The organism is Nocardia sp. CA-120079 (assembly GCF_050955745.1).
Taxonomy (GTDB): domain Bacteria; phylum Actinomycetota; class Actinomycetes; order Mycobacteriales; family Mycobacteriaceae; genus Nocardia.
This window is the reverse complement of record NZ_CP192088.1, coordinates 1,924,936-1,949,947: the sequence shown is the minus strand read 5'-3', so window position 1 is coordinate 1,949,947 and position 25,012 is coordinate 1,924,936. Positions and strand designations below refer to the sequence as shown.

At 66.7% G+C, this 25,012-nt stretch carries 16 protein-coding genes and 1 tRNA gene; 6 read left to right on the top strand and 11 right to left on the bottom strand.

Going from position 1 to position 25,012, the window contains the following annotated elements:
• Positions 1–75: 75 nt before the first annotated feature.
• Positions 76–149 (bottom strand) — tRNA-Met (locus ACQPYR_RS08955).
• Between the two features lie 566 nt (positions 150–715).
• Here ACQPYR_RS08955 and ACQPYR_RS08950 point away from each other — a divergent pair.
• Positions 716–1,264, top strand: a complete 549-nt coding sequence (locus ACQPYR_RS08950; RefSeq protein WP_433629841.1) for a transglycosylase family protein — start codon at positions 716–718, stop codon at positions 1,262–1,264.
• 108 nt (positions 1,265–1,372) lie between these two features.
• Here ACQPYR_RS08950 and ACQPYR_RS08945 read toward each other — a convergent pair whose 3' ends face one another.
• Positions 1,373–4,375: a UPF0182 family protein gene (locus ACQPYR_RS08945; protein ID WP_433629839.1), complete on the bottom strand. Its 3,003-nt coding sequence runs from the start codon at positions 4,373–4,375 to the stop codon at positions 1,373–1,375.
• Positions 4,376–4,620: 245 nt separating this feature from the next.
• Here ACQPYR_RS08945 and ACQPYR_RS08940 point away from each other — a divergent pair, with 245 nt between their 5' ends.
• A complete protein-coding gene (locus tag ACQPYR_RS08940; RefSeq protein WP_373864749.1) occupies positions 4,621–5,202 on the top strand; it encodes a PPA1309 family protein in 582 nt (193 codons plus the stop codon).
• On the opposite strand, the gene ACQPYR_RS08935 is transcribed toward ACQPYR_RS08940, so the two are convergent.
• Complete coding sequence (locus tag ACQPYR_RS08935; protein WP_433629836.1) at positions 5,203–6,228, bottom strand: YlbL family protein; 1,026 nt, start codon at positions 6,226–6,228, stop codon at positions 5,203–5,205.
• A 127-nt stretch (positions 6,229–6,355) separates the two neighbouring features.
• Between ACQPYR_RS08935 and ACQPYR_RS08930 the strand changes: the two genes are divergently transcribed.
• The 3 genes from ACQPYR_RS08930 to ACQPYR_RS08920 all read left to right on the top strand — a co-directional run bounded on the left by ACQPYR_RS08930 (position 6,356) and on the right by ACQPYR_RS08920 (position 10,147).
• The gene (locus ACQPYR_RS08930; protein ID WP_433629834.1) at positions 6,356–7,765 is read left to right on the top strand and encodes a zinc-dependent metalloprotease; all 1,410 of its coding nucleotides are present in this window, start codon (positions 6,356–6,358) and stop codon (positions 7,763–7,765) included.
• Between the two features lie 87 nt (positions 7,766–7,852).
• Entirely contained in the window at positions 7,853–8,719 is an 867-nt protein-coding gene (locus tag ACQPYR_RS08925) for a hypothetical protein (protein WP_433629831.1), read from the top strand.
• A gap of 75 nt (positions 8,720–8,794) precedes the next feature.
• Positions 8,795–10,147 carry an ABC1 kinase family protein gene (locus ACQPYR_RS08920; RefSeq protein WP_433635072.1) on the top strand — a complete coding sequence of 451 codons (1,353 nt, stop codon included), beginning with the start codon at positions 8,795–8,797 and terminating at the stop codon, positions 10,145–10,147.
• Positions 10,148–10,310: 163 nt separating this feature from the next.
• On the opposite strand, the gene ACQPYR_RS08915 is transcribed toward ACQPYR_RS08920, so the two are convergent.
• From ACQPYR_RS08915 to ACQPYR_RS08900, 4 genes are all read right to left on the bottom strand, one after another.
• Positions 10,311–10,628, bottom strand: coding sequence for a WhiB family transcriptional regulator (locus ACQPYR_RS08915; RefSeq protein ID WP_433629829.1), 318 nt, complete (start codon positions 10,626–10,628; stop codon positions 10,311–10,313).
• A 593-nt stretch (positions 10,629–11,221) separates the two neighbouring features.
• A complete protein-coding gene (locus ACQPYR_RS08910; protein ID WP_433635071.1) occupies positions 11,222–13,399 on the bottom strand; it encodes an ATP-dependent DNA helicase UvrD2 in 2,178 nt (725 codons plus the stop codon).
• An 80-nt stretch (positions 13,400–13,479) separates the two neighbouring features.
• Complete coding sequence (locus ACQPYR_RS08905; RefSeq protein ID WP_433629826.1) at positions 13,480–13,938, bottom strand: MarR family winged helix-turn-helix transcriptional regulator; 459 nt, start codon at positions 13,936–13,938, stop codon at positions 13,480–13,482.
• Positions 13,935–14,390 (bottom strand): EVE domain-containing protein, encoded by a 456-nt coding sequence (locus ACQPYR_RS08900; protein WP_433629823.1) that lies wholly within the window; start codon positions 14,388–14,390, stop codon positions 13,935–13,937. The genes ACQPYR_RS08905 and ACQPYR_RS08900 overlap by 4 nt, the downstream gene beginning before the upstream one ends.
• 117 nt (positions 14,391–14,507) lie before the next feature.
• Between ACQPYR_RS08900 and ACQPYR_RS08895 the strand changes: the two genes are divergently transcribed.
• Positions 14,508–14,738, top strand: coding sequence for a mycoredoxin (locus ACQPYR_RS08895; protein WP_040694747.1), 231 nt, complete (start codon positions 14,508–14,510; stop codon positions 14,736–14,738).
• A 61-nt stretch (positions 14,739–14,799) separates the two neighbouring features.
• On the opposite strand, the gene nudC is transcribed toward ACQPYR_RS08895, so the two are convergent.
• The 4 genes from nudC to ACQPYR_RS08875 all read right to left on the bottom strand — a co-directional run bounded on the left by nudC (position 14,800) and on the right by ACQPYR_RS08875 (position 24,940).
• Entirely contained in the window at positions 14,800–15,702 is a 903-nt protein-coding gene (gene nudC, locus ACQPYR_RS08890; protein ID WP_433629821.1) for an NAD(+) diphosphatase, read from the bottom strand.
• Between the two features lie 23 nt (positions 15,703–15,725).
• Positions 15,726–16,781, bottom strand: a complete 1,056-nt coding sequence (locus ACQPYR_RS08885) for a potassium channel family protein (protein ID WP_433629818.1) — start codon at positions 16,779–16,781, stop codon at positions 15,726–15,728.
• Between the two features lie 135 nt (positions 16,782–16,916).
• Positions 16,917–20,948: a UvrD-helicase domain-containing protein gene (locus ACQPYR_RS08880; RefSeq protein WP_433629815.1), complete on the bottom strand. Its 4,032-nt coding sequence runs from the start codon at positions 20,946–20,948 to the stop codon at positions 16,917–16,919.
• Complete coding sequence (locus ACQPYR_RS08875; RefSeq protein WP_433635070.1) at positions 20,945–24,940, bottom strand: PD-(D/E)XK nuclease family protein; 3,996 nt, start codon at positions 24,938–24,940, stop codon at positions 20,945–20,947. Before ACQPYR_RS08875 ends, ACQPYR_RS08880 begins: the two co-directional genes overlap by 4 nt.
• Positions 24,941–25,012: the final 72 nt, after the last annotated feature.

Sequence of the window (25,012 nt, the reverse complement as noted above, 5' to 3'; positions counted from 1 at the left end):
CCACGGTTCCCGATATGTGCTCGCACACCAACGAAAAACGGCCCGGAACATTTCTGTTCCGGGCCGTTTCCCTAGTAGCGGGGACAGGATTTGAACCTGCGACCTCTGGGTTATGAGCCCAGCGAGCTACCGAGCTGCTCCACCCCGCGTCGGTAAACACCACATTACACACGTCTACGCACGGAAGGCAAATCGCTTATCTTCCAGGTGGTTTGTCCTGGTCAGCGGGTCGAATGCGGGTCACGGGACGAGCGAGGTGAGGTTGCGCACAGACGACTCCGAGGGGCGTAGCGGACATCTCCCGAATCCATCCACCGAGCCCGAGCGAGGGCGGCGGCGAAAGTCGTTCAGAACGCAACCGGCCGGTCGACCAATGGTTTCAAACGTGACCTGGGCCACTATTTCACAGTGATCCCGAACACATAACGGTGCTATAACCGACCGTCCAGAATCCATTCTTATGGCATTTGCGACCTGCGCAAACACCGGTATACACGCTATTCGCATCATGCAATTGCGAAGTTATCAAGATGTGATCTGCCGAGATTTCTTCGTTACCGTCGATTCGCGGCCCGGATCAAACGTGATGGGCTCGAACTCGAACCGCCGAACACCGGCGACCCTGTCCCGCGGTTCGAGGATCCCCGACACGCCTGGGGGCAGGGACTCGGCTTTCGCATTACCGGGGGCGGTGGGCGCAGGGAGGGAATACAACATGTCGAAGCACCGAAAGCTCAGCACCCGCGCCCTCGGCTATGCCGCTGTCACCGGCGCAATCGTTGCCGTCCCGTTCGGTCTTTCCGCCGGCACCGCGGCCGCCGCCCCGACCCACAATTGGGATGGCGTCGCGCAGTGCGAAAGCGGTGGCAACTGGGGTATCAACACCGGAAATGGCTACTACGGCGGTCTGCAATTCTCGCAGAGCACCTGGGCGGCCAACGGTGGCGCCGGTTCCGCCAACCATGCCAGCAAGGAAGAGCAGATCCGAGTGGCCGAGAATGTGCTCGCCACCCAGGGAGCGGGCGCCTGGCCGGTCTGCGGTCAGTACCTGCGTGCCGGTGAGTCCGAGCCGACCCCGGCCGTCGTCGAGCCGGAGCCCGCCGCTCCCGCCGAAGCCGCCCCTGCCCCGGCCACCAATGTCAAGTCCGCCATCGAGCAGGCCAAGTCGGCGGGCTACCAGCTGGCCAAGCAGAACGGCCTCGACGCCCAGTACCAGCAGCTGCTGGACCAGAACGGTGCACTGATCGACTCGTTCGGTCGCTGACGTAGGAATCCGACGTCACTCGGCAACGGCGCCGAGATCGACGTCGGCTCGACGTCGACGAGAACGGCCCCGCCACCCGAACCGGGTGACGGGGCCGTTCTCATCGGATCAGCGACCGGCGTCCTGATACGCCTTCACCGCGGCGTCCAGTTCCTCCAGCGCCTTGCCGAAGTCCTGGAAGTTCCCGGACTTCATGGCATTTCGCACATTCTCGATCTTCTTGCTCAGCTCCGCGGCCGCGGCATCCTTGGCGGCGGATCCGGTCGCCGGCGGCGGCGTGCTGCCCTGTGTCGGCGGTGTTGTGCCCTGCGTCGGCGGCGTGGCGCCGTGATCCGTCGGTGGAGTGGTACCCGGTTTCGGCCTGCTGGCCGGATCACCGCCGAACGGGGTGGCCAGCGAACCGGTCCCCGGCAGCACCTGATTCAGCGCATCGGCCAGGGTGGAGGCGAAGCCGACCTTCACGCTGCCCGCCACATCGCGATAGCTCACCAGTACTCGCAGCAGCTGCGGGAAGGTGGAACTGCCTGCACCGGTATTTCTCTCGTTGTAAAACGGCTCCACATAAAGGATTCCGCCGTCGGCGATCGGCAAGGTCAGCAGATTGCCATATCTGATCTTGTTCGAGTTCGACAGCAGCGTTTTCTGACTGGAGACTTCGGGCGCCGTCGTCATACTGTTCTGCGTTTGCTGCGGACCCTGTGTCTGCGTATCGGTCGGCAATTGCAAGATCGTGAATTTGCCGTAGCCGTCCGGATCCGAGCGCACCGAAATATAGGCGGACAGGAACTGCCGGTTGTAGCCGACCATGGCGCTGGTCAGATTGAATACCGGCTTATTGTTCGCCGACGCGTCACCCAGCAGCACGTAGTACGGCGGCTGGTTGAAGGTGCCGCCCTCGGTGGTCGGATCGCTCGGCACCGACCAGAAAGCATTGTTGGTGAAGAACTCTCGCGGATTGTCCACGTGGTACTTGGTCAGCATTTCGCGCTGCACCTTGAACAGATCCTCGGGATAGCGGAAGTGCGCGCGCAGTTCCGGCGAGATCTCGCTCTGCGGCTTGACCGCGCCAGGGAACACACCGCGCCAGGCCTTCAGCACCGGGTCGGTGGGGTCCACCTCGTAGAGGGTCACCGTGCCGTCGTAGGCGTCGACGGTGGCCTTCACCGAGTTGCGGATGTAGCTGACCTCCTTGCGCGGCAACAGCCTTCCGGTCTTCTTATCGATGCTGTCCTCGACCGCGCCCTCCAGCGAGGTGGTCTGCGCGTACGGGTAGTTGTCCAGCGTGGTGTACGCGTCGACGATCCACTGGATCCGGCCGTTGACGACTGCCGGATAGGCATTGCCGTCGGTGGTCAGCCAGGGCGCGACCTTCTGGACCCGCTCGCGCGGGCTACGGTTGAAGATGATCTTGGAGTTGTCCCCGATGGCCGAGGAGAACAGCAGATTGCGCTCGGTGTACTTGGCCGCGAAGGCCAACCGGTTGAACCAGTTCCCGATCGACACGCCACCCTTGCCGTTGTAGGTGAATTGCGCTGTGTCGGAATCGTATTCGCGCGGCTGCGAACCGTTCACGGCGCCGACGATCGCGTAGTCCGGATTGGACTGCGAGATCAGCTCGCCGTAGTAGACGCGCGGCTGTTCGACCTTGATCTGCTGCTGGTCGGTCGAGTTGAACAGGTCGCTGACCAGGAAGATCGGGTAGCCGCTGTCACTGCTGCCGCCGGTATTGGCGTTGGGGTCCTCGTACTGCGGCCGGTTGACCCGGTTGGCGGGCGCCGCGACGAAGCCGTTGCCGTGGGTGTAGACGGTGTGCTTGTTGATCCAGTCGGTCTGATTACCGCTCAGCGCCGACGGGTGCAGCTCGCGGGCGGCCACGATGTAGTCCTGGGTATCGCCGTTGAGGTTGTAGCGATCGATATCCAGCGACTCCGGGAAGCCGTAGAAGTTCTTCAGCTGCTTGAGCTGCGTGAAAGTTGGCGACAAGATATTCGGGTCGAGCAGGCGGGCATTGCCGATGGTCGCCGCGTCGACCGGAACTTCCAGCGGGCTCTTCGAACTGTCGCCCTTGTAGTCCTTGTACTCGATCTTGTCCGAGGTGATGCCGAACGCCTGCCTGGTCGCGGCGATATTGCGTTCGATGTACTCACTCTCTTTGTCGGCCGCGTTCGGACGCACCGAGAACTGCTCGACGACCAGCGGCCATACCGCGCCGACCAGAACCGAGGAGAGCACGAGCAGCGCGGCCGCCATCGCGGGCACCCGCAGATCGCGCAGCACGATACCGGCGAAGAAGGCGATCGCACAGATCACCGCGATGGACAGCAGGATCAGCTTCGCGGGCAGCACGGCGTTGATATCGGTGTAGGAACCACCGGTGAAGGTCGGCTCCTTACGACTGCTCGACAGCAGCTCGTAGCGGTCGAACCAGTAGGCAATCGCCTTGAGCAGCACGAAGATTCCGGCGATCACCGCGAGCTGGATGCGCGCGGGCCGGGTCAGCGTGCCCTCGCGCCCGGTCAGGCGCAGACCGCCGAAGACGTAGTGCGTCACCAGGCTGGCGAAGAATGCGATGACCACCGCGACGAACAGCCAGTTCAGCACCATCCGGTAGAACGGCAGGTCGAAGGCATAGAACCCGACATCGAGACCGAACTGCGGATCCTTCTGGCCGAACGAGTCGCCATTGAGGAACAGCTGCACGGTGACCCAATTCGACTGCGCCACCAGACCGGAGAGCACGCCGAGCAGCAGCGGGATGCCGATACCGAACAGCTTGAGCCGGCTCATCACGGTGGTGCGGTAGCGCGCGATCGGATCGTTCGGCCCCGCCACCGGCACGAATACCGGCCTGGTCCGATAGGCCAGTAACAGCGCCAACCAGACGACGAGACCGACGAACAGCGCGACAGCGATGAACAACAGGATCCGCGTGCGCAGCACGGTGAGATAAACGTTGCGGAAACCGACCTCGCCGAACCACAACCAGTTCGTATAGGTGTCGGTCAGCCGCGGTCCCAGCAGTAACAGCGCCGCCAGAATGATGGCCGCCACCAGCAGCACTCGGCTGCGTCGGGACAACGAAGGTAAGCCGGTGGGGGGCCGCATGCCCACGATGCCACTCTCCAAGGTCCGGCGGCGCGCGCACCGATGTTCTCGGCCGTGACACCGCAGTCCGATGTTGCAGGTGGTCCAAAGGGACCGTTTCGGCCCACTCTACGGAATCGGACTGTGACACTGGCAGCGCCTTCGGCGCTGCGGCCGCGAACAGGTCGCTCGTAAGACTCGCTCCGTCGTGGTCGCGCGATCACGCCCGCCCTGGCTACATACACATAGTTGCTGGTGCGAGGATGTCCAGTGTGACCGCAGACCTGCACGCCGAACTTGTCCTCGCCCGTTCCGTCCGTGAAGTGGCGGAATTCGTCGATGCCGAGGGTTGGGGCAGACCGCCGCAGATGTTCGCGCTGGTGCCGACCGCCGATCTGGTCGCGGCCGAGCCCGGGTTGCTCGATCAGCTGGATCAGGGCAGCGAGCTGACTCCCATTGCGCAGGAGTCGTTCCCGGAGGACATCACCGGCGGATCGATGGCGCTCGACGAATTCCTCGCGACCACCAGCTGGCCCGATGCCGTGAGCGGCTGTGTGCTCGTCCAGGAGATCGTCGTGCTGCCGCCGGATGCCGAGAGCACCCTCGACGACGCGCTCACCCCGCTGCTCGCCGATCACGAGGCCGCCGACGCCGCCGCGCGCGCCGCGGCCGAGACGCATCCTGGGCGGCGCACGGCCCGGCTGTTCGCCGCGGTACTTCGCAGCGGCGCGGATCTGTGCCTGCTGCAGGTCAAGCCCGAGGACGATGTCGACGACTTCGGCGATCTCGACCTGCGCACCTATCCGAATCTGGCGCCCAACCTCATCGAGGCACTGCACCACACGATGGAGTGATCAGCCGCAGGAGACGGTCTCCCGGCCCGCGTTGATGTCGTTGAGGGATTGCACTGCGCCGCTGAGGTTTTCGACCTTCACCAGGCGCAGGCCGTCGGGCGTGCGCTGTTTGGCCTCGTTGCAATTGGCGGCCGGGACCAGGAAGGTCTCCGCACCGGCGTCGCGCGCGGCCATCATCTTGTACTGGATGCCGCCGATCGGGCCGACCTTGCCGTCCTGATCGATGGTTCCGGTCCCGGCGACGAACTTGCCGCCGTCCAGTTCACCGGGGGTGAGCTTGTCGATCAGCGCGAGACTGAACATCAGACCGGCCGAGGGCCCACCGATATCGGCGAGATTGAACGAGACCTCCATGGGCGGGCGCGCGCCCTCGGTCGGGGTCAGGCCGAGGTAGCCCTTGTTCGCGTCGTCGGGGCGCGCGGCCAGGGTGATGGTCGCGGTGTGTTCGGTGTTCTCGCGCCGGTAGGTCACGGTGATCTGCGCGCCGGGCGCCTGCGAGGACACCGCGGCGACGACATCCTTGGGCGCGGTCATCGGTGCGCCGTTGACGCTGACCAGCTCGTCTCCTGCCTGCAGCGTCTCCTTGGCGGGCCCGTCGTCGGAGACCTTGCGCACCAGCACCACCGTCGGCAGGTTCATGAAGTGCAGCGCCGCCACCTCGGCATTGCCCTCGGAATCCTTGAAGTCCTGCTGGTTGGACTTGTCGATCTCCTCGCGCGGGACGCCGGGCGGGTACACCTCGGCGCGTGGGACCAGGCCGTGCTCACCGCTGACCCAGAAACCGAACGCCTCGAAGATGTTGAGTCCGTCGCGCACCGAGACCGTCGTCATATTCAGATGACCGGTCACCGGGTCCACTTCGGCGCCGCGGACGTCGACGACCTGCTTGCCGTCGACCGAGCCGAGGGTATTGAACGTGGGTCCCGGCCCTAGTGCGACGAAGGGCACAGTGAGCAGACTGCCCACCACACCGAGGACGAGCACCGGGATCAGGGCGGTCACCAGGGTCAGGATCCGACGATTCACCTGGACCACAGTAATGATCGCCGCCGCGCCGGGTCGTGCGAGGCGCATATTTACCGGCGTACGCGTGTCGGCGATTTCGCGCCGCGCGAACATCGACCCCCTACACCACACGCGTAATGTTTGGGGTATGAGTGACCTCCCCTTCGGATTCTCGAACCGCGATGACGACGACCGCAAGCGCGGCGACGAGCCGAGCGGTGCCGGGGCGAACGATCCGTTCGGCTTCGGCGGGGCAGGCGCGGGCGGTTTCGATCCGGCCCAGCTCGGACAGATGCTCACCTCGCTCGGCCAGATGCTCAGTGGGATGGGACAGCCGGGTTCGGCGCAGTCCGGCCCGGTCAATTACGACGTGGCCAAGCGATTGGCCCGCCAGCAGCTCGGCGCGAATGTGACGCCGGTCTCCGAAAGCACGGTCAAGGCCGTGGCCGATGCCGCGCACCTGGCCGAACTGTGGCTCGACGGCGCGACCACACTGCCCGCGGGCGCCACCAGAACCGCGGCCTGGACCGCCAACGATTGGATCGAGGAAACGCTGCCGACCTGGAAGCGGCTGTGTGATCCGGTGGCCGAGCAGATCTCCGGCATGTGGACCGCGCAGTTGCCGGAGGAGGCGCGCGAGTTCGCCGGTCCCATGGTCGGCATGCTCGGGCAGATGGGCGGACTCGCCTTCGGCTCCCAGCTCGGGCAGGCCCTCGGCCAACTCGCCAAGGAGGTGCTGACCTCCACCGATATCGGACTGCCGCTCGGCCCGACCGGCACCGCGGCGCTGCTGCCCGCGGCCATCTCGGAGTTCAGCGCCGGACTCGAGCAGCCGGAAAGCGAGATCCTGGTCTTCCTCGCGGCCCGCGAGGCCGCCCACCAGCGCCTGTTCGCACATGTGCCGTGGTTGCGTCAGCAGGTACTCGGCGCGGTCGAGGACTATGCGCGCGGCATCAAGATGGACTTCTCCGCCCTGGAGTCGGCGGCCCAGAATATCGACCCGATGTCGCTGACCGATCCGTCGAAGCTCGAGGAGATCCTGTCCCAGGGCGCATTCGAACCGCAGACCACCCCGGAACAGAAGCAGGCCCTGGAGCGGCTGGAAACGCTGCTGGCCATGATCGAGGGCTGGGTACAGGTCGTGGTCACCGAGGCGATCGGTGACCGCCTGCCGGGCGCGGGCGCGCTCGCCGAGACCCTGATCCGCCGCCGTGCCACCGGCGGTCCGGCCGAGCAGACCTTCGCAACGCTGGTCGGACTCGAGCTGCGGCCCCGCAAGCTGCGCGAGGCGGCGGCGCTGTGGCGGCGGCTCACCGCCGATGCGGGCATCGACGCGAGGGACGCCATCTGGGCGCATCCGGATCTGCTGCCGGATTCCAATGATCTGGACTCCCCCGCGGGCTTCATCGATTCGGTGATCGGCGGCGGCGTGGACGCCTTCGACGATCCGCTGGCCCAGTTGGCCGAAACCGAGGCACGCGAGAAGGCCGAACGCGAGGCCGCGAAGGGTGACGGTGAATCCGGCCCCAACCTCGACAAGGACACCGACGCGTCCTGAGACGTGTCCTGTTGATAAGCGCGAATTCCTGTGGATTACTGCAGTTTCGCGCTGCTTCGCCGATGACCCGATCCGCATACTGCTGCCATGACGACGAGGCGGATGTGCGGGCCGATGCTGGCGCCGCGAGTGACGGTATTGGTGCGGTCGTCCGGAGTCGTGCAGTTGGGGTGGGATCCGGAGCGGGCACTGTTGCTCGATCGGACCGCATTGGATACCGACACCGTGCTCGCTTTTCTGCGGCTGCTGGACGGTATGCACAGCCGCCCGCAGATCATCTGGCGGGCCGGGCAATGTGGGATCGAACCCGAGGACGCGGCGGAGCTGCTGAATCGCATCGATGACGCTGGGCTGCTGCTGCATCCGGATCCGCGCCTGGGGCGGGTGCGTTCGGTGCGGGTGCACGGGCTCGGGCCGCTCTCGGATGCGGTCGCGACCGGGCTGCGGCGGCTCGGGCTGCGGCCGATCCGGTCGCGCGGCTACCGCGCCGACGGTTCGGTGCTGGATTGGCACGGTGAACTCGTGGTGCTGGCCGATTCGCTCGTCATCGAACCGCGCCTGGCCAATGAGCTGGTGCTGCACCGGATTCCGCATCTGCAGGTCCGAATTCGCGACGGCAACAAGGGCATCGTCGGGCCACTGGTCTTTCCGGGCCTGACGAGCTGTCTGCGCTGCCTCGACCTGACCCGTTGCGAGTACGACCCGGAATGGCCGCAGCTGGCGAGCCAGTTGCTCGGTCGAGTCGGGCACGCATCACCTGCCGGGATCCTGGCGACGGCGGCTTTGCTGCTGGGCGAACTCGAAGCGATCATGCACTGTTCCCCCGAGCGCCAGCTCGACACCATGAACACCACGATCGAACTCGAACTCGATACACACCGGATCTCGCGCCGCGAATGGCCGCAGCACGACGGATGCGGATGCCGCCGTATTTTCGCTGGTGGCACTGGATGAGAGTGTCGATTCTTACAGCCCGCCAAGCAAGGACATCAAGATTGTCGTGGCGATTCCACGGGTCCGTCCGCCATGATGGGTTACGTGTCTGAGATCGTGCGCCGTCGCTCGTCCCGCAATGCCAAGTTAGCCAAGATTCCGCTGGGTATCGCCGGACGAGCCGCCGTCGGGTTAGGTAAGAAGCTGGCCGGTGGCGATAAGGGGGAGATCAACGCCCAGTTGAACCAGAAGGCCGCCGAGCAGTTGTTCACCGTGCTCGGTGAGCTCAAGGGCGGTGCGATGAAGTTCGGACAGGCGCTGAGCGTCATGGAGGCCGCGGTTCCCGAGGAGTTCGGCGAGCACTATCGCGAGGCACTCACCAAACTGCAGGCCGCCGCGCCGCCGATGCCCGCCGAGACCGTGCACCGGGTCCTGGACCAGCAGCTCGGCACCCAGTGGCGGCAACGCTTTCAATCCTTCGACGACACCCCCGCGGCATCGGCGAGCATCGGCCAGGTGCACAAGGCGGTGTGGTCGGACGGCCGGACCGTCGCGGTGAAGGTGCAATATCCGGGCGCCGACGAGGCGCTGCGCGCCGACCTCAAGACACTGTCGCGGATGACCGGTCTGCTCGCCTCGGTGATCCCGGGCGCGGATGTGAAGCCGCTGCTGGCCGAGATCACCGAGCGCACCGAGGAGGAACTCGACTACCGCAACGAGGCCGCCAACCAGCGCACCTTCGCCAAGGCCTTCGACGGACATCCGGAGATCGTGGTGCCGAAGGTGGTGGCCAGCGCGCCGAAGGTGATCGTGACCGAATGGCTGGACGGCACCCCGGTCTCACAGATCATCAAACAGGGGGCCGAGGATCCGGAAGGCACGCGTGCGCTGCGCAATCGGGTCGCCGGACTGATGGGCAAATTCCACTTCTCCTCACCGGAAACCGTCGGACTGCTGCACGCCGATCCGCATCCCGGCAACTTCATGATGCTGCCCGACGGCAAACTGGCCGTCATCGATTTCGGTGCCTGCGCGCCCATGCCGGACGGCTTCCCCGAGGTCCTCGGCCGGATGCTGGCCCTGGAACTCGACGAACGCTTCGATGAACTGGTCGAGCTCATGTACGACAACGGCTGGGTGATTCCGGGCCGGACCGTCACCGATAAGGAGATCGCCGACTACCTGCGGCCGTTCACCGACCCGATCCAGACCGATTCGTTCCACTTCACCCGCAAGTGGATGCAGCGGGTGGCCGGTAAGGCCTCCGATATCGGCAGTCCGGATATGAAGACCGCGCGGGCGCTGCAACTGCCCGCGCAGTACGTGATGATCTTCCGCGTGCTCGGCGGTTCGGTCGGGATCCTGGCGCAGCTCGATGCGGAGCTGCCGTTCATGCAATTGGTGCGGGCCTGGATGCCAGGCTTCCGCGAGGAGCGATCCGCGAGCTGAAAAGCCGAAAGGATTGGCCGAGAACGCAAACGAGCCGCCCACCGGATCTCACGGTGAGCGGCTTGTTTGCTTTCTCGTTCCTGGGCCCTGTGCTGATCGGTTTCGGCCGAATCCGAACCGGCCGGATAGGCCTCAGTGACCGGAGGGAGGGGAATCACAGGTCTCATACCGAGATCGCGACCTTGCGTGGACGTCCACGCGGGCGCTTGCGGGCGATCACGACACCCTGGTCGAAGATCTCACCACCCCAGACACCCCAAGGCTCGCGCCGATCCATGGCCGCGGTCAGGCAGCCCTTTCGGATGGGGCAAGACGCGCACAGCGCCTTGGCCTGCTCCAACTCGACCGGGCTCTCGGCGAACCAGAGATCGGGATCTCCGGCTCGACAAGGCACCTTTGTGACCTCCCGGGTACGGGTGGGCCGTGCCACGGTTCGGCATGTCACGTCAGTAGTGGCTTGTAGCCTCTCTGCGGTGAACACGTCGTTCTCCTTCAGCTCGTTTGCAGCGGTACGTTCGTTCGTTCCGCGAAACCGAGGCCGGTGGTGGCTGAAGGGCCGGTAAAAAAATACTGGCCACGGTTTCGCTTCGGGCGATCCGTGGCCAGGAGGTCGGGGAGTGTTCCCTACCTAGTTCGACATCTCTGTCGAATCCTGATCACGGTCGCTGGGTGTGCGGTGCGGCGGAGGCGTGCCTGCAGATCTGCCGGTGCATATCCGGCCTCGACTGCGAAGACACCGGCTTCTGCCGTGTGGGCAAATGCCGGGTGCCAGCCCGCGCTTGGCTTGTCCTGAATGACGACGCAAATCGGGGAATGCATGCTCATGGCTTTGCCGTGATCCCCGGATACGCCGACACCGGACAGACCGATCCCCTGCAAAGCAGCGAGGATCCCCCGGGAGGCCGACATGACGGGTGCAGCATTCACTGCAACGCCTGTAGCGCTGAAGTTCGTATTGCCATTCATCGGTCTGCCTCCCTCCTGTACTCGTGTCGGTAACTATGCGCGCCGAGATGACCTCCCGGTGCGTGAATCCCACCATATGTGTTGCCGCTCATCGCGACAACCTATTTTCTACCTGCGGTTTTGTGGGCTTGACCGCAGCCGTGATGCCACTATCGACAGCACCTCGGCCCCGTACTGCTCGAGCTTCTTCGCCCCGATTCCCGGGATCGCGGCGAGTGCGTTGTCATCGGCGGGCAGTTGCTCGGCGATCGCGGTGAGTGTGGTGTCGGTGAAGATGACGAACTCGCGCACCCGCAGATCCTGCGCTTTCTCCTCGCGCCACGCCTGCAGCGCCGCGAGTAGCTCGGCATCGAGTTCGGCCGGGCAGCGGCGGCAGCGGCCGAGCATGGTGGCATAGGTACCGATCAAGGGTTTCGCACATACCCGACAGGTGGGGCGCACACCATTCGTCGCGCTGTCGGCAACCGGCGCGGCGATTCGCGAGGCCGGCGAGTCGTCGGGCACCAGGCCGTTGAGGAATCGGGAGCGTCGCCGCGTGCGCCTACTGCCCTCGCCGCGCGACAGCGCCCAGGACAGTTGCAGGAATTCGCGGGCCCTGGTCACACCGACATAGAGCAGTCGCCGTTCCTCTTCGAGGGCGGCCTGATCGGCGACCGAACCGTCGTCACCCAGCACATGCGCGATCGGTAGCGTGCCGTCGGCGACACCGACGAGGAATACCGCATCCCACTCCAGCCCCTTCGCCGCGTGCAACGACGCGAGGGTTACGCCCTGGACGGTCGGTGGGTGCCTGGCCTCGGCACGCGCGGCCAACTCGCGCAGCAGGCCGATCAGGTCGAGTGCGTCGTCCTGATCGACCAACTCTTCGGTCAGGCGCACCAGCGCCATCAACGATTCCCAGCGTTCGCGTGCCTGAGCGCCCGCGGGTTCGGTTGCGGTGAGACCGACCGGCGCGAGTGCGGCGCGCACCAAGGTAACCAAGGGCTTACCACTGCGGGACTGGCCCGGCAGATCCTCGCGAGCGGCCACCTGACGCAATGCAGATATGGCTTGCCTAACCTCATTTCGCGCGAAAAAGCCCTCGCCACCGCGGACTTGATACGCAATGCCGAGTTCGGTCAACGCCTGTTCATAGGCCTCGGACTGCGCGTTGATCCGATAGAGCACCGCGATCTCGGCGGCCGGGGTGCCCGCAGCGATCAGTTTCTTGATCGACCGCGCGACCGCACGGGCCTCGGCCGGGCCGTCGTCGAATTCGGCGAACATCGGCTCCGGGCCGTCGTCGCGCTGGCCTACCAGTTGCAGCCGGGTGCCCGCGATGCGACCGCGCGCGGCGCCGATCACCCGGTTGGCCAGCGAGACCACCTGCGGCGTGGAGCGATAGTCGCGTTCCAAGCGGACCACCGTCGCCTCCGGAAAGCGCCGGGAGAAGTCGAGCAGATAGCTCGGGGTGGCGCCGGTGAACGAGTAGATCGTCTGGTTCGCGTCGCCGACCACGGTCAGATCGTCGCGGTCGCCGAGCCAGGCATCGAGCACCCGCTGCTGCAGCGGCGTGACGTCCTGATATTCGTCGACCACGAAACTGCGGTAGCGCCCGCGGAATTCGTCGGCCACCGACGGATAGTCCTCCAGCGCGGCGGCGGTGTGCAGCAGCAGATCGTCGAAGTCGAGCAGCAGACCGTCCGGTGTCGCCTTCAATTTTTCGTAGCCGCTGTAGGCGGCCGCGACCCGCATCGGATCATAGGGCGGCTCGCGACGGTGTTTGGCCACGGCCGCCGGATAGTCCTCCGGTGCGATGAGAGTGGCCTTCGCCCATTCGATTTCGGTGAGCAGATCGCGGACGGCTTCGGTGTGCGAGGACAATCCGGCCTGATGTGCGGCCTGTGCCACGACCGGGAATTTGCGATCGAGCAACTGCCACGGCACATCGCCGACGATCTGCGGCCAGAAGTACTTGAGCTGGCGCAGCGCGGCCGCGTGGAAGGTGCGGGCCTGCACCTGGTTGGCCTCGCCACCGAGGCCGAGCGCGCGCAAGCGGTTGCGCATCTCCCCCGCCGCGCGCGCGGTGAATGTCACCGCGAGCACTTGGTCGGCTTTGACGTGTCCTGCGGAAACCAAATGCGCGATGCGATGGGTGATGGTCCTGGTTTTGCCGGTACCGGCACCGGCGAGCACACAGACCGGACCCCGTGGCGCGCGGACTGCCGCGGCTTGTTCGGGGTCCAGCGAGTCCAACTCCGGGCGGGTGGGCTCGCTCGTACTGGTTGCCGACACGATACACATCATGGCAGTGCCCGCCGACATGTCGTGCCACAAGGGACCCGGTCCGGATCGGATTCCGCGGTTTCGCAGGCTCGCTGACGCGCCTAGCGATCGCGTAGACGCCGCAGTGCACCCGCGAACGCGCTCGTATCGCCGTCGAGCGGGCCGAAGAATTCGTGATCGCAGTTCTCGACCGCGACGATCGCCCGATTCGCAAGCGCCACACCAGCTTCGGTGGGGGCCAGAGCTTTGGCCCTGCGGTCGTGTGGATGGTCGCGGCGCTCCAGCAGCCCCTTCTGCTCGAGTGCGCGCAACACCTGAGAGGTCATCATCGGGTCGGTGGCCGCGTGGGCAGCCAGATCGCGTTGCATGACCGGTTCGTCGCGCCCGGCGGCGAGGTAGGTCAGCGCGGCCAAGAGGACGAACTGCACATGGGTGAGATCGAAAGGGGCGAGGGCCGCGCGTTGAGCGGCCTGCCATCGGTTGGTCACCTGCCAGAGCAAGAGGCCAGGACTTTCGTCCGCCTCGGCGAATCGGCTGCGCAGGCCGCGATCCTCAGTCATCTGCCTCCTTTATCACTGATCATCGCCTGTTCGATTACCGCGAAATCGTGCGCGGTCAGTTCGACCAGCCCACGGCGCAGCACCATGCCCCAATTCGGCGTGCTCGTGAGATCCAGTTCACCGCGAAGTTCGTCCACGGGGATCTCATGGGCATCGGTGCGGTAGTGCACGGCGCGCCGCCACGGCTGGAAGCAGCCGCCATCCTGCGGATCCGCCTGCCAGACCGGCCGGTCCTCGATGGTGCCGATGGCGGTGAAGGACCTTATCGGCGTACCGCTGCGCATGCCTTCACGCGGCGAGTAATAGAGGAATCCGTCGCCGGGACGCATGCGTTCGAGTGAGGTCCGCTTGCCATGGTTGACCTGGGCGATCCCCAGTTCGACACCGCGGCGGACATGTTCCCGGGAGACCACTCCCAGCCAGTACTTGGTGATCGTTGCAGTAGCAGCCATTGATTTAGTATGCGCGCATATTAAATCAATGACAAGCCTGGACTCGGAGTTCGATGGAACAGGATCGAGCCGTCAAATGTTGAACGGTCCGTGACTGACGTGACCCCCGCCTTGACGATGTACTCCACCACCTGGTGCGGCTACTGCCGACGGCTGAAGAAGCAGTTGGACGAGTCCGGTATCAGCTATGTCGAGATCGATATCGAAGAGGATCCCGCATCGGCCGAGTTCGTCGGCAGTGTGAACGGCGGCAACCATGTGGTGCCGACGGTGAAGTTCGCGGATGGGTCCACGGCGACGAATCCGTCGCTGGCCGCCGTCAAGCAGACATTGGCCGCGCTGGCCTGATCAGATTGCAATAGTTCCGTGCGGACCGATCGGCCCGCACGGAACTTTTGCGTGTCTTCGATCAGAGCGCGGCCCAGGACTCCACGATGGTGCGCGCGATGGAGATCGAACCCGGCAGCAGTAGCCGCGCGCCCTGGTTCTGGGCGGACCAGTCACCGACAGCCAGCGCCTCGCGCACCTCGGCCCGGGTGAACCAGTAGGCCTCGGCGATCTCGCCATCGGAAAAGGTAAGCGGCTGATCGGGATCCGCGATGGCTGCGAAGCCGAGCATCAGCGAGCGCGGGAACGGCCACGGCTGACTGCCGAGGTAGCGGATATCGCGCACGTCGAGCCCGACCTCCTCGCGCATTTCGCGCTCGACGCACCGCTCCAGCGACTCTCCTGCCTCCACGAATCCGGCAAGCAGGGAGAACAGCGTCTTCGGCCAGGTGTGCTGACGGGCCAGCAGGACCCGGTCGCCGCCGTCGTGGATCAGGCAGATGACGGCCGGGTCGATCCGGGGGAACTCCTCGTGGCCGTTCTCGGTGACCCGCGACCAGCCGCCCTTGGTCGCGATGGACGCGGTGCCGTCGGCGGCATCGAATCCCGCCTTGTCATGCCAGTTCAGCAGGGCCATGGCGGAGGTGAGCAGGTCGGCGGTGAGATCGTCGAGACCGCCTGCCATCGCGCGCAGATCGGTCAGCGTGCCCTGCAGATCGGCATCACGCACCGCCCACACGTGCTTGCCGCCATGGATGCCGAGGAAGACCGCGACCGGACTCGGCTCGGCGGACAGCTCGATCGCCGGTTCCAGCACCAGCGCACCGGCGTCGAAGCGGAACTGCCCGCGCCTATTGATACGGAGCAACTCGGCCTCGGCCCAGCCCTCCTTCAGCGACTGTTCGTCGGCCCGGATCTCCTGGGCCCGGTCGAGCACTGAACGCGAAAGCAGTGGAACACCATTGAGCTGAAATCCAGAGGCCACGGTTCGAGACTATCGCGCCGGTATTACCGGCCTGCGTGCCGGATGTAGAGCAGCTTGTCGGTAGCTTCCAGCGCGTCCACCTCGGCCTCACCCACCCGGATCAGCTCGCCGCCGCGCACCACGCCGAGCACGATATCGCCGAGATGGCGCGGGGAGCCGCCCACCTCGGACGGTTCCACATCGCGTTCGGCGACCGCGAAGCCCTGTTCGGGAGTCAGCAAGTCCTCGATCATCTCCACGACGGTCGGGGTGGTGGTGGCGATGCCGAGCAACCGACCCGCGGTCTCGGAGGAGACGACCACCGAATCCGCGCCGGACTGCCGCAGCAGGTGGGTGTTCTCGGCCTCTCGGATGGCGACCACGATCTTGGCGTTCTTATTGAGTTCGCGCGCCGTGAGACTCACCAGGACCGCAGTGTCGTCGCGGTTGGCCGCGACCACGACCGATGCGGCCCGCTGCGCACCGGCCAGCCGGAGCACATCGGACTGGGTGGCCGAACCGTGCACCGTCACCAAGCCCGCATTCGCCGCGGCTTCCAGCGCGAGGGCATCGGTATCGACCACGACGATATCGGCGGGCTGTACGCCGTCGCCGAGCATGGCATCGATCGCGGTGCGGCCCTTCGTCCCGTATCCGACGACCACGGTGTGATTACGCACGCTGCGCCTCCAACGCTGAATCTTGAATGCCTGCCTGGAGCGCTCGGTGAGCACGCCGATGGTGGTACCGACGAGCACGATGAGGAAGAGCACGCGTAGCGGGGTGATGATGACGATATTGGCCAGCCTGGCCTCGGGAGTCACCGGCGCGATATCGCCGTAGCCGGTGGTCGACAGCGATACCGTCGCGTAGTAGAAGGCGTCGAGGAAGGACAGCTCGTCACCGGAATTGTCGTGATACCCATCGCGTCCGAAGTACACCACGAGCGCCGCGGTGAACAGCAGGCCGATCGCGAAGAGCACCCGGCGCATCAGCGAAGCCCCTGGGCTGGTCTGGATTTCGGGGACGCGCAGCACCCCGACCAGCGCGAAATCCGGACGACTGGACAGTCCGACACTGCGTGCGCGATCACCGAACACCGGACGCACCCGCCTCTGTGCTCGCCACGGCGTTGGCCGTCTCCGGCGTTGCTTGTCCCTCCGGCACGCACGGCAGCCTACCGGGTCCCGGGGGCGACGCTTGATGCCGACGCGAACGCTTGGTGAATCTCTGGATTATTCCGGGGGCGTCGGCGCCGCATTCCGGATCAGCTCGGCCAATTCGTCCGGGCCGGGGAGTTCGACCGGGGCGATGGTGCGTCCGGTGCGCACGTAATGGAATGCGGCGCCGATGCGTTCGAGCATTTCCGCCTCGGTGCCGTGATCGCGCGCCGCCATCAACCTGGCCCAGGCCAATCGGTAGACGGCCAGCTGCATGGCGACCGCGGGCTCGTCGGCGGCTGCGGGTTCAGCGCCGGTTTTCCAGTCGACCACGATCCAGCCGCCGCCGGGCTCGGCGAAAACCGCGTCCATCCGGCCGCGGATCACCGTGCCCGCGATGGAAGTTTCGAAGGGGATCTCCACCTCGAGCGGGCTGCGATGCGCCCACGGCGAGTTGAGGAAGGACTCCTGCATGGTGACCAGCTCGGTGTCCAGACCCGCGTCGGCGGCCGTCTTGTCGGCGGCGCCGGGCAGTTCGTCGAAGCCGAGCAGGCGGTCGGCGGCGAACCAGCGCTGCACCCAGGCGTGGAAGGCGGTGCCGCGGCGGGCCAGTGGATTCGGCGGGAACGGCAGTGGGCGGCGCAGGCGGGCGGCGAGTTTGGCTGGGTCGGCGCGCATTTCGACGAGGGCGGTTGCGGCGATCTGGCCGGGGAGTTCGACTTCCTGGGCGATGGCTTGGTCGGCTTCGAATTCGGCGAGGAGGGCGTCGACGTCGGCGGACCAGCCGTCGGGGTCGTCGGAGTCGGGGGCGGTGGAATGGTTGCGGGACGGTGTGGGGTCGGAGGTGGATGGGGCGAATTCGTCTGGGGGTGGTTCGAATTCGTCGAAGGGCGCTAAGTCGTCGAAGGGCGGCTCGAACTCGTTGAGGGGCGGCTCGAACTCGTCGGGGCGAGGTTCGAGTTCGTCGGGATGCGGCTCGAATTCGTCGGGATGCGGCTCGAATTCGTCGGGATGCGGTTCGAACTCGGGTGGGGACAGCTGAGATTCGTCCTGGCCGTGCGCTCCAGGGGCGCTCGCGGGCGGTTCGTACGAGTCGTAGAACGCTGCGGGTGCATCGGGAAAGTCGGGTGGGGGAACGTCGGCATACGGATCGACCGACAGTGCGGCCGGCGCGGGACCATCGGCGCGAGCGGCCGTTGTTGTCGGGGCGGCAAAGTTGTCGGTGGCAGGGGCTACAGTCGGTGCCATGTCGATGTCATGGGGCGCGCGGTTCGCGAAATCGACTGAGGCAGTTGCCTTGTCACGGGCCGAAGGTCGGGCCGGAGGGCTGGTGACGCCTACCGGTTGCGCCGCAAGTTCGGCCAGGGCGGCGCGGACCAGGGACGCACCCTGTTCGATCGGGTCGCGGCGGTTGCCGAGGGGGTCACGGGGCCATTCGGCCGTTGCGGGGTTATCGGTGAAGGGGTTGACGGCGTCGACGTCGGGGGCATCGTCCCAGCGGTCGATGGTGACCGCGCCATTGGCCGGGCTGTCGGGGGCCTCGCCGGCGTGTTTGAGTTCCAACAGGAAATCCGATGGCCCCTTCGGGGATGTGCCGGTTTCGGCCCAGTGGTGGGCGGAGACGAACAGGACGCGTTCGGTTCTGGTGAGGGCTACGTAGAACAGGCGGCGGTCCTCGTCGACGCGGCGGCGGTCCAGGGATTCCTTGTGGGACTTGATCGCTCGTTCCAGGTCCGCTCGGTCGTAGAGGTCGGAGAGGTCGAGTACGGGGACGCCCTCGGCGGCATCGTCCTTTCTGCGGTCACCACGCAGGGAGGTGGGGAGTTCGGCGAGTGCGCCGAGCCAGGTGCCCGCGGCCGCGCCGGAGGGGAAGACGCCGCGGGTCACGTGCGGCACCGCGACGATCTCCCATTCCAGGCCCTTGGCCGCGTGCACGGTCAGCACCTGGACGCGGTCCCGTGCGACCTCGACTTCGCCTGGCTCCAGGCCGTTCTCGACGGATTCGGCGGCAGCGAAGAACGCGAGCAGGCCGCCGAGCGAGGCGCCGGAATCGCTGGCATAGCCGGCGACCACCTCTGCGAAGGCGTCCAGATGTTCACGCCCAGCGCCTGCGCCGAGCATGGCACGGCGGGCTTGGGTTTCCACGCCTACGCCGATGGTGCGTTCCACGTCCGCCACCAGTTCGGCGAGCGGTTGACCGCTGCGCTCACGCAACGCGGCGAGTTCGCGGCCCAATGCGAGGATGCGTTCGAATCCGGGCTCCGAATACTGTTCCTGCGGGCCCGGATCGGCGATCGCATCGGCCAGCCCGGCCTGTTCGGCCGGTTCGGGCGCCACCTCGCGCAATGCCTCGGCCAGCGCGGTCGAATCGGTGATTTCATCGACTTCATTGCCGTGCAGACGGCTGATCGACAGATCCCTGGCACGGCGGGCGAGCGCGGCGAGGTCCGCGACACCGATGCGCCAGCGGGCACCGGTAAGTATGCGCATGGCGGCGCTGCCCGCGCCGGGTTCGGCGACGAGCCGCAGCGTCGCGACGATATCGGCGACCTCCGGGGTGGCGAGCAGGCCGCCGAGGCCGACGATTTCCACCGGAAGTCCTTGTTCGCGCAGGGCTTCCGCGAGTGGGGCCGCATCGGCATTGCGTCGTACGAGTACCGCCGAGGTCGGCGGCGGCTCCCCTGCTTCGCGTTTGGCCGCCCATTCCGCGGCGATCCGGACGGCCACCCAATTCCGTTCGTCGGCAACAGTTTCGGTGAGTGCCAGCGCGACTACACCCGGTTCGGCATCGGGTTTCGCGCGCAATGCGTCGACGGTCACCCCGCCGCTGTCGATGGCATTGCGGCGCAAGGGTTCGGCGACCAGGTTCGCCAGGGCAAGCGCCTGCGGTGGGTTCCGCCAGCTGGTCAGCAGTGGCAGGATCGGCGCGGGAAGGCCTGGGGCGCTGGGGAAATCGGTGGCGAACCTGGGCAGGTTGGCGGCGGATGCGCCGCGCCAGCCGTAGATCGATTGCATCGGGTCACCGACCGCGGTCACTGCCAAACGCTGTTCGCGACGGCTGGTCGCACCTTGCTCGGCATCCGACTGATGCCCCCGCGCCGCATCGCCATGGGGAGCAGGTGAATCCGCAGTATCCTCGCTCGACTTCGGATTATCCGCGGGTTTTCGTGCGCGCTTCGCGTGCGGTTGCGGGGACACGCCGCCGAACAGCGCGGCCAGCAGGATCCGTTGGGCGTGACCGGTGTCCTGGTATTCGTCGAGCAGGACCAGTCGGAAGCGGGCGCGTTCGGCGGCGGCGACCTCGGGATGTTCGGCGGCGAGACGGGCGGCCAGCGACATCTGGGCGCCGAAATCCAGGGCGCCGCGGCGGCGTAAGGCCTCGGCAAGCTGTTTGACCAGGGGCAGCAACGCGACGCGTTCGCGCTGCACCTGGACGATGTTCTGCAGGGCCTGACTCGGTCCGCCGCGTTGGCGCGGACCTGCGGGCAGGGTGTGGACCAGTTTTTCGAGTTCGGTGTGGGCCTCGGCGAGTTGTTCGGGTTCCACCAGATGTTCGGCGAGTTGGCCGGACAGCGCGAGCACCGCCTCGGTCACCGAGACCGGGGTGCGATCGGTATCGAGGTCACCGTCCCAGTTGCGGACCACCTGGTGAGCGAGCTGCCAGAGCTGGGTTTCGGTCAGCAGCGTCGCGGCGGGTTCCACGGGCAGCAGCAGGCCGTGCTGGGTGAGCAGGCGGCCCGCGTAGGAGTGGTAGGTGCTGATCTCGGGTTCGGCGCCGGAGAGTTGGGTGCGCAGCTCACCGCCGGTATCGAGGTCGCGCAGCAGCGGTGAACCGGCCAGCCGGGCCAGCCGGGTGCGGATACGGGAGGTCAACTGCTGAGCGGCTTTTCGGGTGAAGGTCAGGCCGAGAACCTCGTCGGGCAGGACGAGACGATTCGCGACCATCCACACCACCCGGGCGGCCATGGTCTCGGTTTTGCCCGCGCCCGCACCGGCCACGACCAGCGTCGGTCCCGGTGGTGCCGCGATCACCGCGGCCTGCTCCTCGGTGGGTGGTGGCAGGCCGAGCGCCTCCGCGAGCCGGTTCGGCGATACGGCGCCACTCACTCGTCGGTCACCTGCCTTCCGGTGTCCTGGACAGGGCAGCTGCCCGCGACCGAACAGTGCCTGCAGCCATCGTTGCGCATGGCGAGGTAGCTCGGGCCCTGGGTTGCGGCCGCGGCATCATGAATCGTGCCACGCCACTTGTCGAGTGCCTCGGCGTCGAGCGCGGGCTGCATGCGCTGGGTGGCGCCTTCTTTGCTGCTCGGCTTGGCGACATAGACCAGTCGTGCGCCGCCGGGTTCGGCAGAGCCGGATTCCCCTGTGGCGGAATCAGCATCGTCCACGGTGATGTCGAGCGCGCCCGCGGCGGCCGCCACCTGGTAGGTGGCGAGCTGGGCGTGGTCGGCGGCGGCCTGCTTGGTGACCGGCGACTTCCCGGTCTTCACATCGACGATGACGAACCGGCCGAAGGCATCGCGCTCCAGTCGGTCGACCCGGCCGCGAATCCGCACGGCGGGTTCGTCTTCCGTGCGCGCGGGCAGTACACAGTCGACCGGGACCTCCACACCGGCCTGGGTCAGCTCACCGCGGGTGTTCTGCACCCAGGCCATGAAGGTCTCCAGCATGGTCTCGGTGCGGCGCAGTTCCTGACGGGAATGCCAGCCGGTGCCGGGATCGATGGCCTGCCATGCCTTATCCAGCGCGGCGCGAACCTGCGATTCGGGCACCTTGCCCGCCAATGCCTGGACGAGGGTGTGCACCAAATTGCCCTTGACGGCGTGGGGGTTGTCGCCATCGGTGCCACCGTGACGTTCCAGCGCCCAGCGCAGCGGACAGGTGCGCAGTAGCTCGACGGTGGACGGAGACAGGGCAACCGCGGTCTCGTCGTCATCCCAGAGGGAACGCGACGAGCTGAGATCGGCTGTGCCATACCACTCGTCGGGATGTGTACCCGGCACCCCGGCGTGGGCCAGCCGGGCGAGTTCGTGGGCGGCGCGACGTCTGCGCTCCGGTTCGGCCTCGGAATCGCAGACGACACCTCGCAATTCCGCCACCAGCGCATGCATGACAAGGGCGCGGCCCGGGTCGGCGACCGGGAGCGCGCCGGGTTCGCTGTCGTCGTCGTGGCCGAGGAGTTCAGCGAGGAATCGTGAGGGTACGAGATCGCGTTCGCCCGATACCGATTCCACCGCGGTGACCAACAGCGAGCGCCGCGCCCGGCTGCACGCGACCAGCAGCAGTCTGCGTTCCTCGGCCATGATCGGGGCCGCGCGGCTCACCACCACACCCGCGTCGACGATGCCGGCGGTGAGGTCGACCAGGTCCTCGGTCTGCAGCAGGGTGCCGCGCGGAAGCGGATTCGGCCAAATACCTTCCTGCACAGCGGCAATCGCGACCACATCCCACTCCCGGCCCGCGGACGCGTGCGCGCTGAGCAGCGCGACGGCCTCCCCCGCCGCGATCAGCGATCTGGTGTCGTGCGGAATCTCCTGCTGCACAAGGAATTCGACAAAGCCCTCGATGCTCGCACGGGGCAGCCGATCCACGTAAGCGGCGGCGGCATCGAATAACCCGACAGCCGCATCGAGATCGCGATCGGCCTGCATACCCGCCGCGCCACCGCGTTCGGACTGCGCCACCCACCGGCGCTCCAGCCTCGACCCGGTCCACAGCGCCCACAGCACATCCTCGAGACCGGCGCCGCGCCGACGAGTCTTCATGGCCCGGTCGAGCGCGTCGAACACCCGCTTCAGCGGCGCCGCCTCGACATCGGTGAGCCGCTCCATGATTCGACGATCCGCGCGGCCGATCAACAGGTCACGCAGCACCTCCGCGGAGGATTTGTCGACATAGGCGCGCCATGGGGAATCGCTGTCGTCCGGTTCGGATGCCGTCGGGTCCCCTTCCGGATCGCCGCTGCTCCGTTCGGAACCATCCGTGCTCCCGTGTTCGGTTCGCAGCGAGTTCCGCTCGGCCTCGCCCGCGGCCCGCTCGACGCCTTCCGAACGCCGCCCGGTTGCATCGGCGTCCGACTCGGCACCATCCACCCTCCGCCACGCCTCGTCGGCGGCCGGCTCCGAGCCATTTGCGCCCTGTTCGGCCTGGTCTGTGCCCCGTTCAGGGTCACCGAAGCTTCGCGCGGCGTCGTCATCCGCGCCCCCTTCAGTGCCATCTGCGCGTTGCGGTGTCGCACCACTGTGTTCGGGGTCATCGGAATCGTCGACTTCCGGTTCGGGCTGATCGCTCTGCCATTCCAAATCTCGGCTACTGAACTCCGGCTCGATGCCATACCAATCGGCATCGTCGGTGATCCGCTCGACTTGGCTGATATTCCGTTCGGTCGTCGTGACATTCCGCTCGGAGCTGTCCACGGACTCGAAGCCTTCGTCTTCCGGCGCGAACGCCTCCTCATCCGGAGGCAAACCGGCCCAATAGGGTTCATCACCGAGCGCGGAACTCGCACGCGCCCGTGCGGCCTTGATTTCGCTGCGTGCGGACTCCAGCACACTGCGGCGAATACCGCGACGTAACCGGCGCAGAGTGATCTGATCGGCGCCACCGAGCGGTCCGGCGAGCAAATCCAATGCGTCTTCGGCCGAGAACATTGCCTCGGCCGAACGTCGACGCCGGCGCCGCTGCGCATCCTCGGCGAGCACGGCGCGCAGTGCGAGCAGCATCCAGGCCGCGCCGCGCCGACGGGCCAGTGGCGCGTCGAGTGCGGGCTGTTGTATGGGCACTCCGGCCGCCAATAGGGCGCGGCGCAGCGGAGCCAGTGACAACGGCACCGAGCGGACGATCACCGCCATGCGCGACCACGGCACACCATCGGTGAGGTGGGCGCGGCGCAAATGGTCGGCGATCAGGGCGGCTTCCTTCGCCGGGGTGGCCAGTACCCGCACGCGCACCTCGGTGTCGTCGGCCTTCGGTGCCGACGTGTGCTCGAGTGCCGAAAAGCGTTGTGGCGCACTGCCGGGCAACTTGGCCGCGATTCGCGCGAGCGCCAGTTCCACCGCGCCGCCCGATCGGTGGTTGTCCCGCAGGATGATTCGCTGTCCATCCGGCGCGGCGAGTTCGGCGACGAAGCGCGAATCCGCACCGCGGAAGGCGAATACACCCTGATCCGGATCGCCCGCAACGACCGCCGTATGCGCGGCCGTACCCATCACTCGCACCAGCAGCGCGGCCTGCGGATCCAGATGCTGGGCATCGTCGACCAGCAGGTATCGGATCCGATTCCGTTCCGCGGCAAGCAGATCGGCGTCGCCGGCCAGCGCGTCCAGCGCGGCTCCGACGAGTTCGGCCGCATCCAGCGCTGGCGCTGTCGCCTCGGGCGCTTCCACCCCGACCGACCAGCGCAATAGCATCGACTGCTCGTAGCGGACCGCGAATTTGCCCGCCGCCACCCATTCCGGCCGACCGTGCTCGCGGCCGAGCCGCACCAGATCCTCGGGTCCGAGGCCGCGTTCGGTGGCCCGCAGCATGAGATCGCGCAACTGCTCGGCGAATCCACCGAGGCCGAGCGCTGGTTGCAGCCGTTCCGGCCACAGACCGCTCGCCCCGGCCGCGATATCGATCAGATCGCCGCGCAGCATTTCACGCAGCACGGCATCCTGCTCGGCACCGGTCAGCAAACGCGGTGGCGGATTGCCGTGTGCGCTCGCATGTCTGCGCAGCACCGAGAAAGCGTAGGAATGCAGTGTGCGCACCAGCGGTTCCCTGGTGGCGCCGGGCACCCCGCCCTCTGTGGAATCGGGATCGGTCAGCCGGGCGGTTATGGCGTCGCGCAGCGTGCTCGCCGCCTGCTTCGAATGGGTCAGTACCAGCACCGATTCCGGGTCGGCCCCCGCGGCGATGCGCTCGGCGGCCAGATCGATCAGCAGTGCGGTCTTACCGGTTCCCGGCCCGCCGAGCACCTGCCACGGCAGCCAGTCCGGCCGGATCGGGCCGACCGTCGCCGCGGCATCGAACAGCGCGCGGACATCGGCACCCCAGGTCCGAGCCGGGGGTGCCGCCACATTCCGGCGAACAAGTCGCACCGCGCTATCCGATCGCACCACGCGGGCTATTGCAACAGACACCTCCGACACGCCACGCGGGCGATTCACCGATCGGTGAGGTCGGACACA

Bases quoted from the DNA above. Each gene is read 5' to 3' on its own strand.
- ACQPYR_RS08950 (WP_433629841.1), top strand. From the start codon at position 716: ATGTCGAAGCACCGAAAGCTCAGCACCCGCGCCCTCGGCTATGCCGCT.
- ACQPYR_RS08930 (WP_433629834.1), top strand. From the start codon at position 6,356: ATGAGTGACCTCCCCTTCGGATTCTCGAACCGCGATGACGACGACCGC.
- ACQPYR_RS08925 (WP_433629831.1), top strand. From the start codon at position 7,853: ATGACGACGAGGCGGATGTGCGGGCCGATGCTGGCGCCGCGAGTGACG.
- ACQPYR_RS08920 (WP_433635072.1), top strand. From the start codon at position 8,795: ATGGGTTACGTGTCTGAGATCGTGCGCCGTCGCTCGTCCCGCAATGCC.
- ACQPYR_RS08910 (WP_433635071.1), bottom strand. From the start codon at position 13,399: ATGATGTGTATCGTGTCGGCAACCAGTACGAGCGAGCCCACCCGCCCG.
- ACQPYR_RS08905 (WP_433629826.1), bottom strand. From the start codon at position 13,938: ATGACTGAGGATCGCGGCCTGCGCAGCCGATTCGCCGAGGCGGACGAA.
- ACQPYR_RS08900 (WP_433629823.1), bottom strand. From the start codon at position 14,390: ATGGCTGCTACTGCAACGATCACCAAGTACTGGCTGGGAGTGGTCTCC.
- ACQPYR_RS08895 (WP_040694747.1), top strand. From the start codon at position 14,508: ATGTACTCCACCACCTGGTGCGGCTACTGCCGACGGCTGAAGAAGCAG.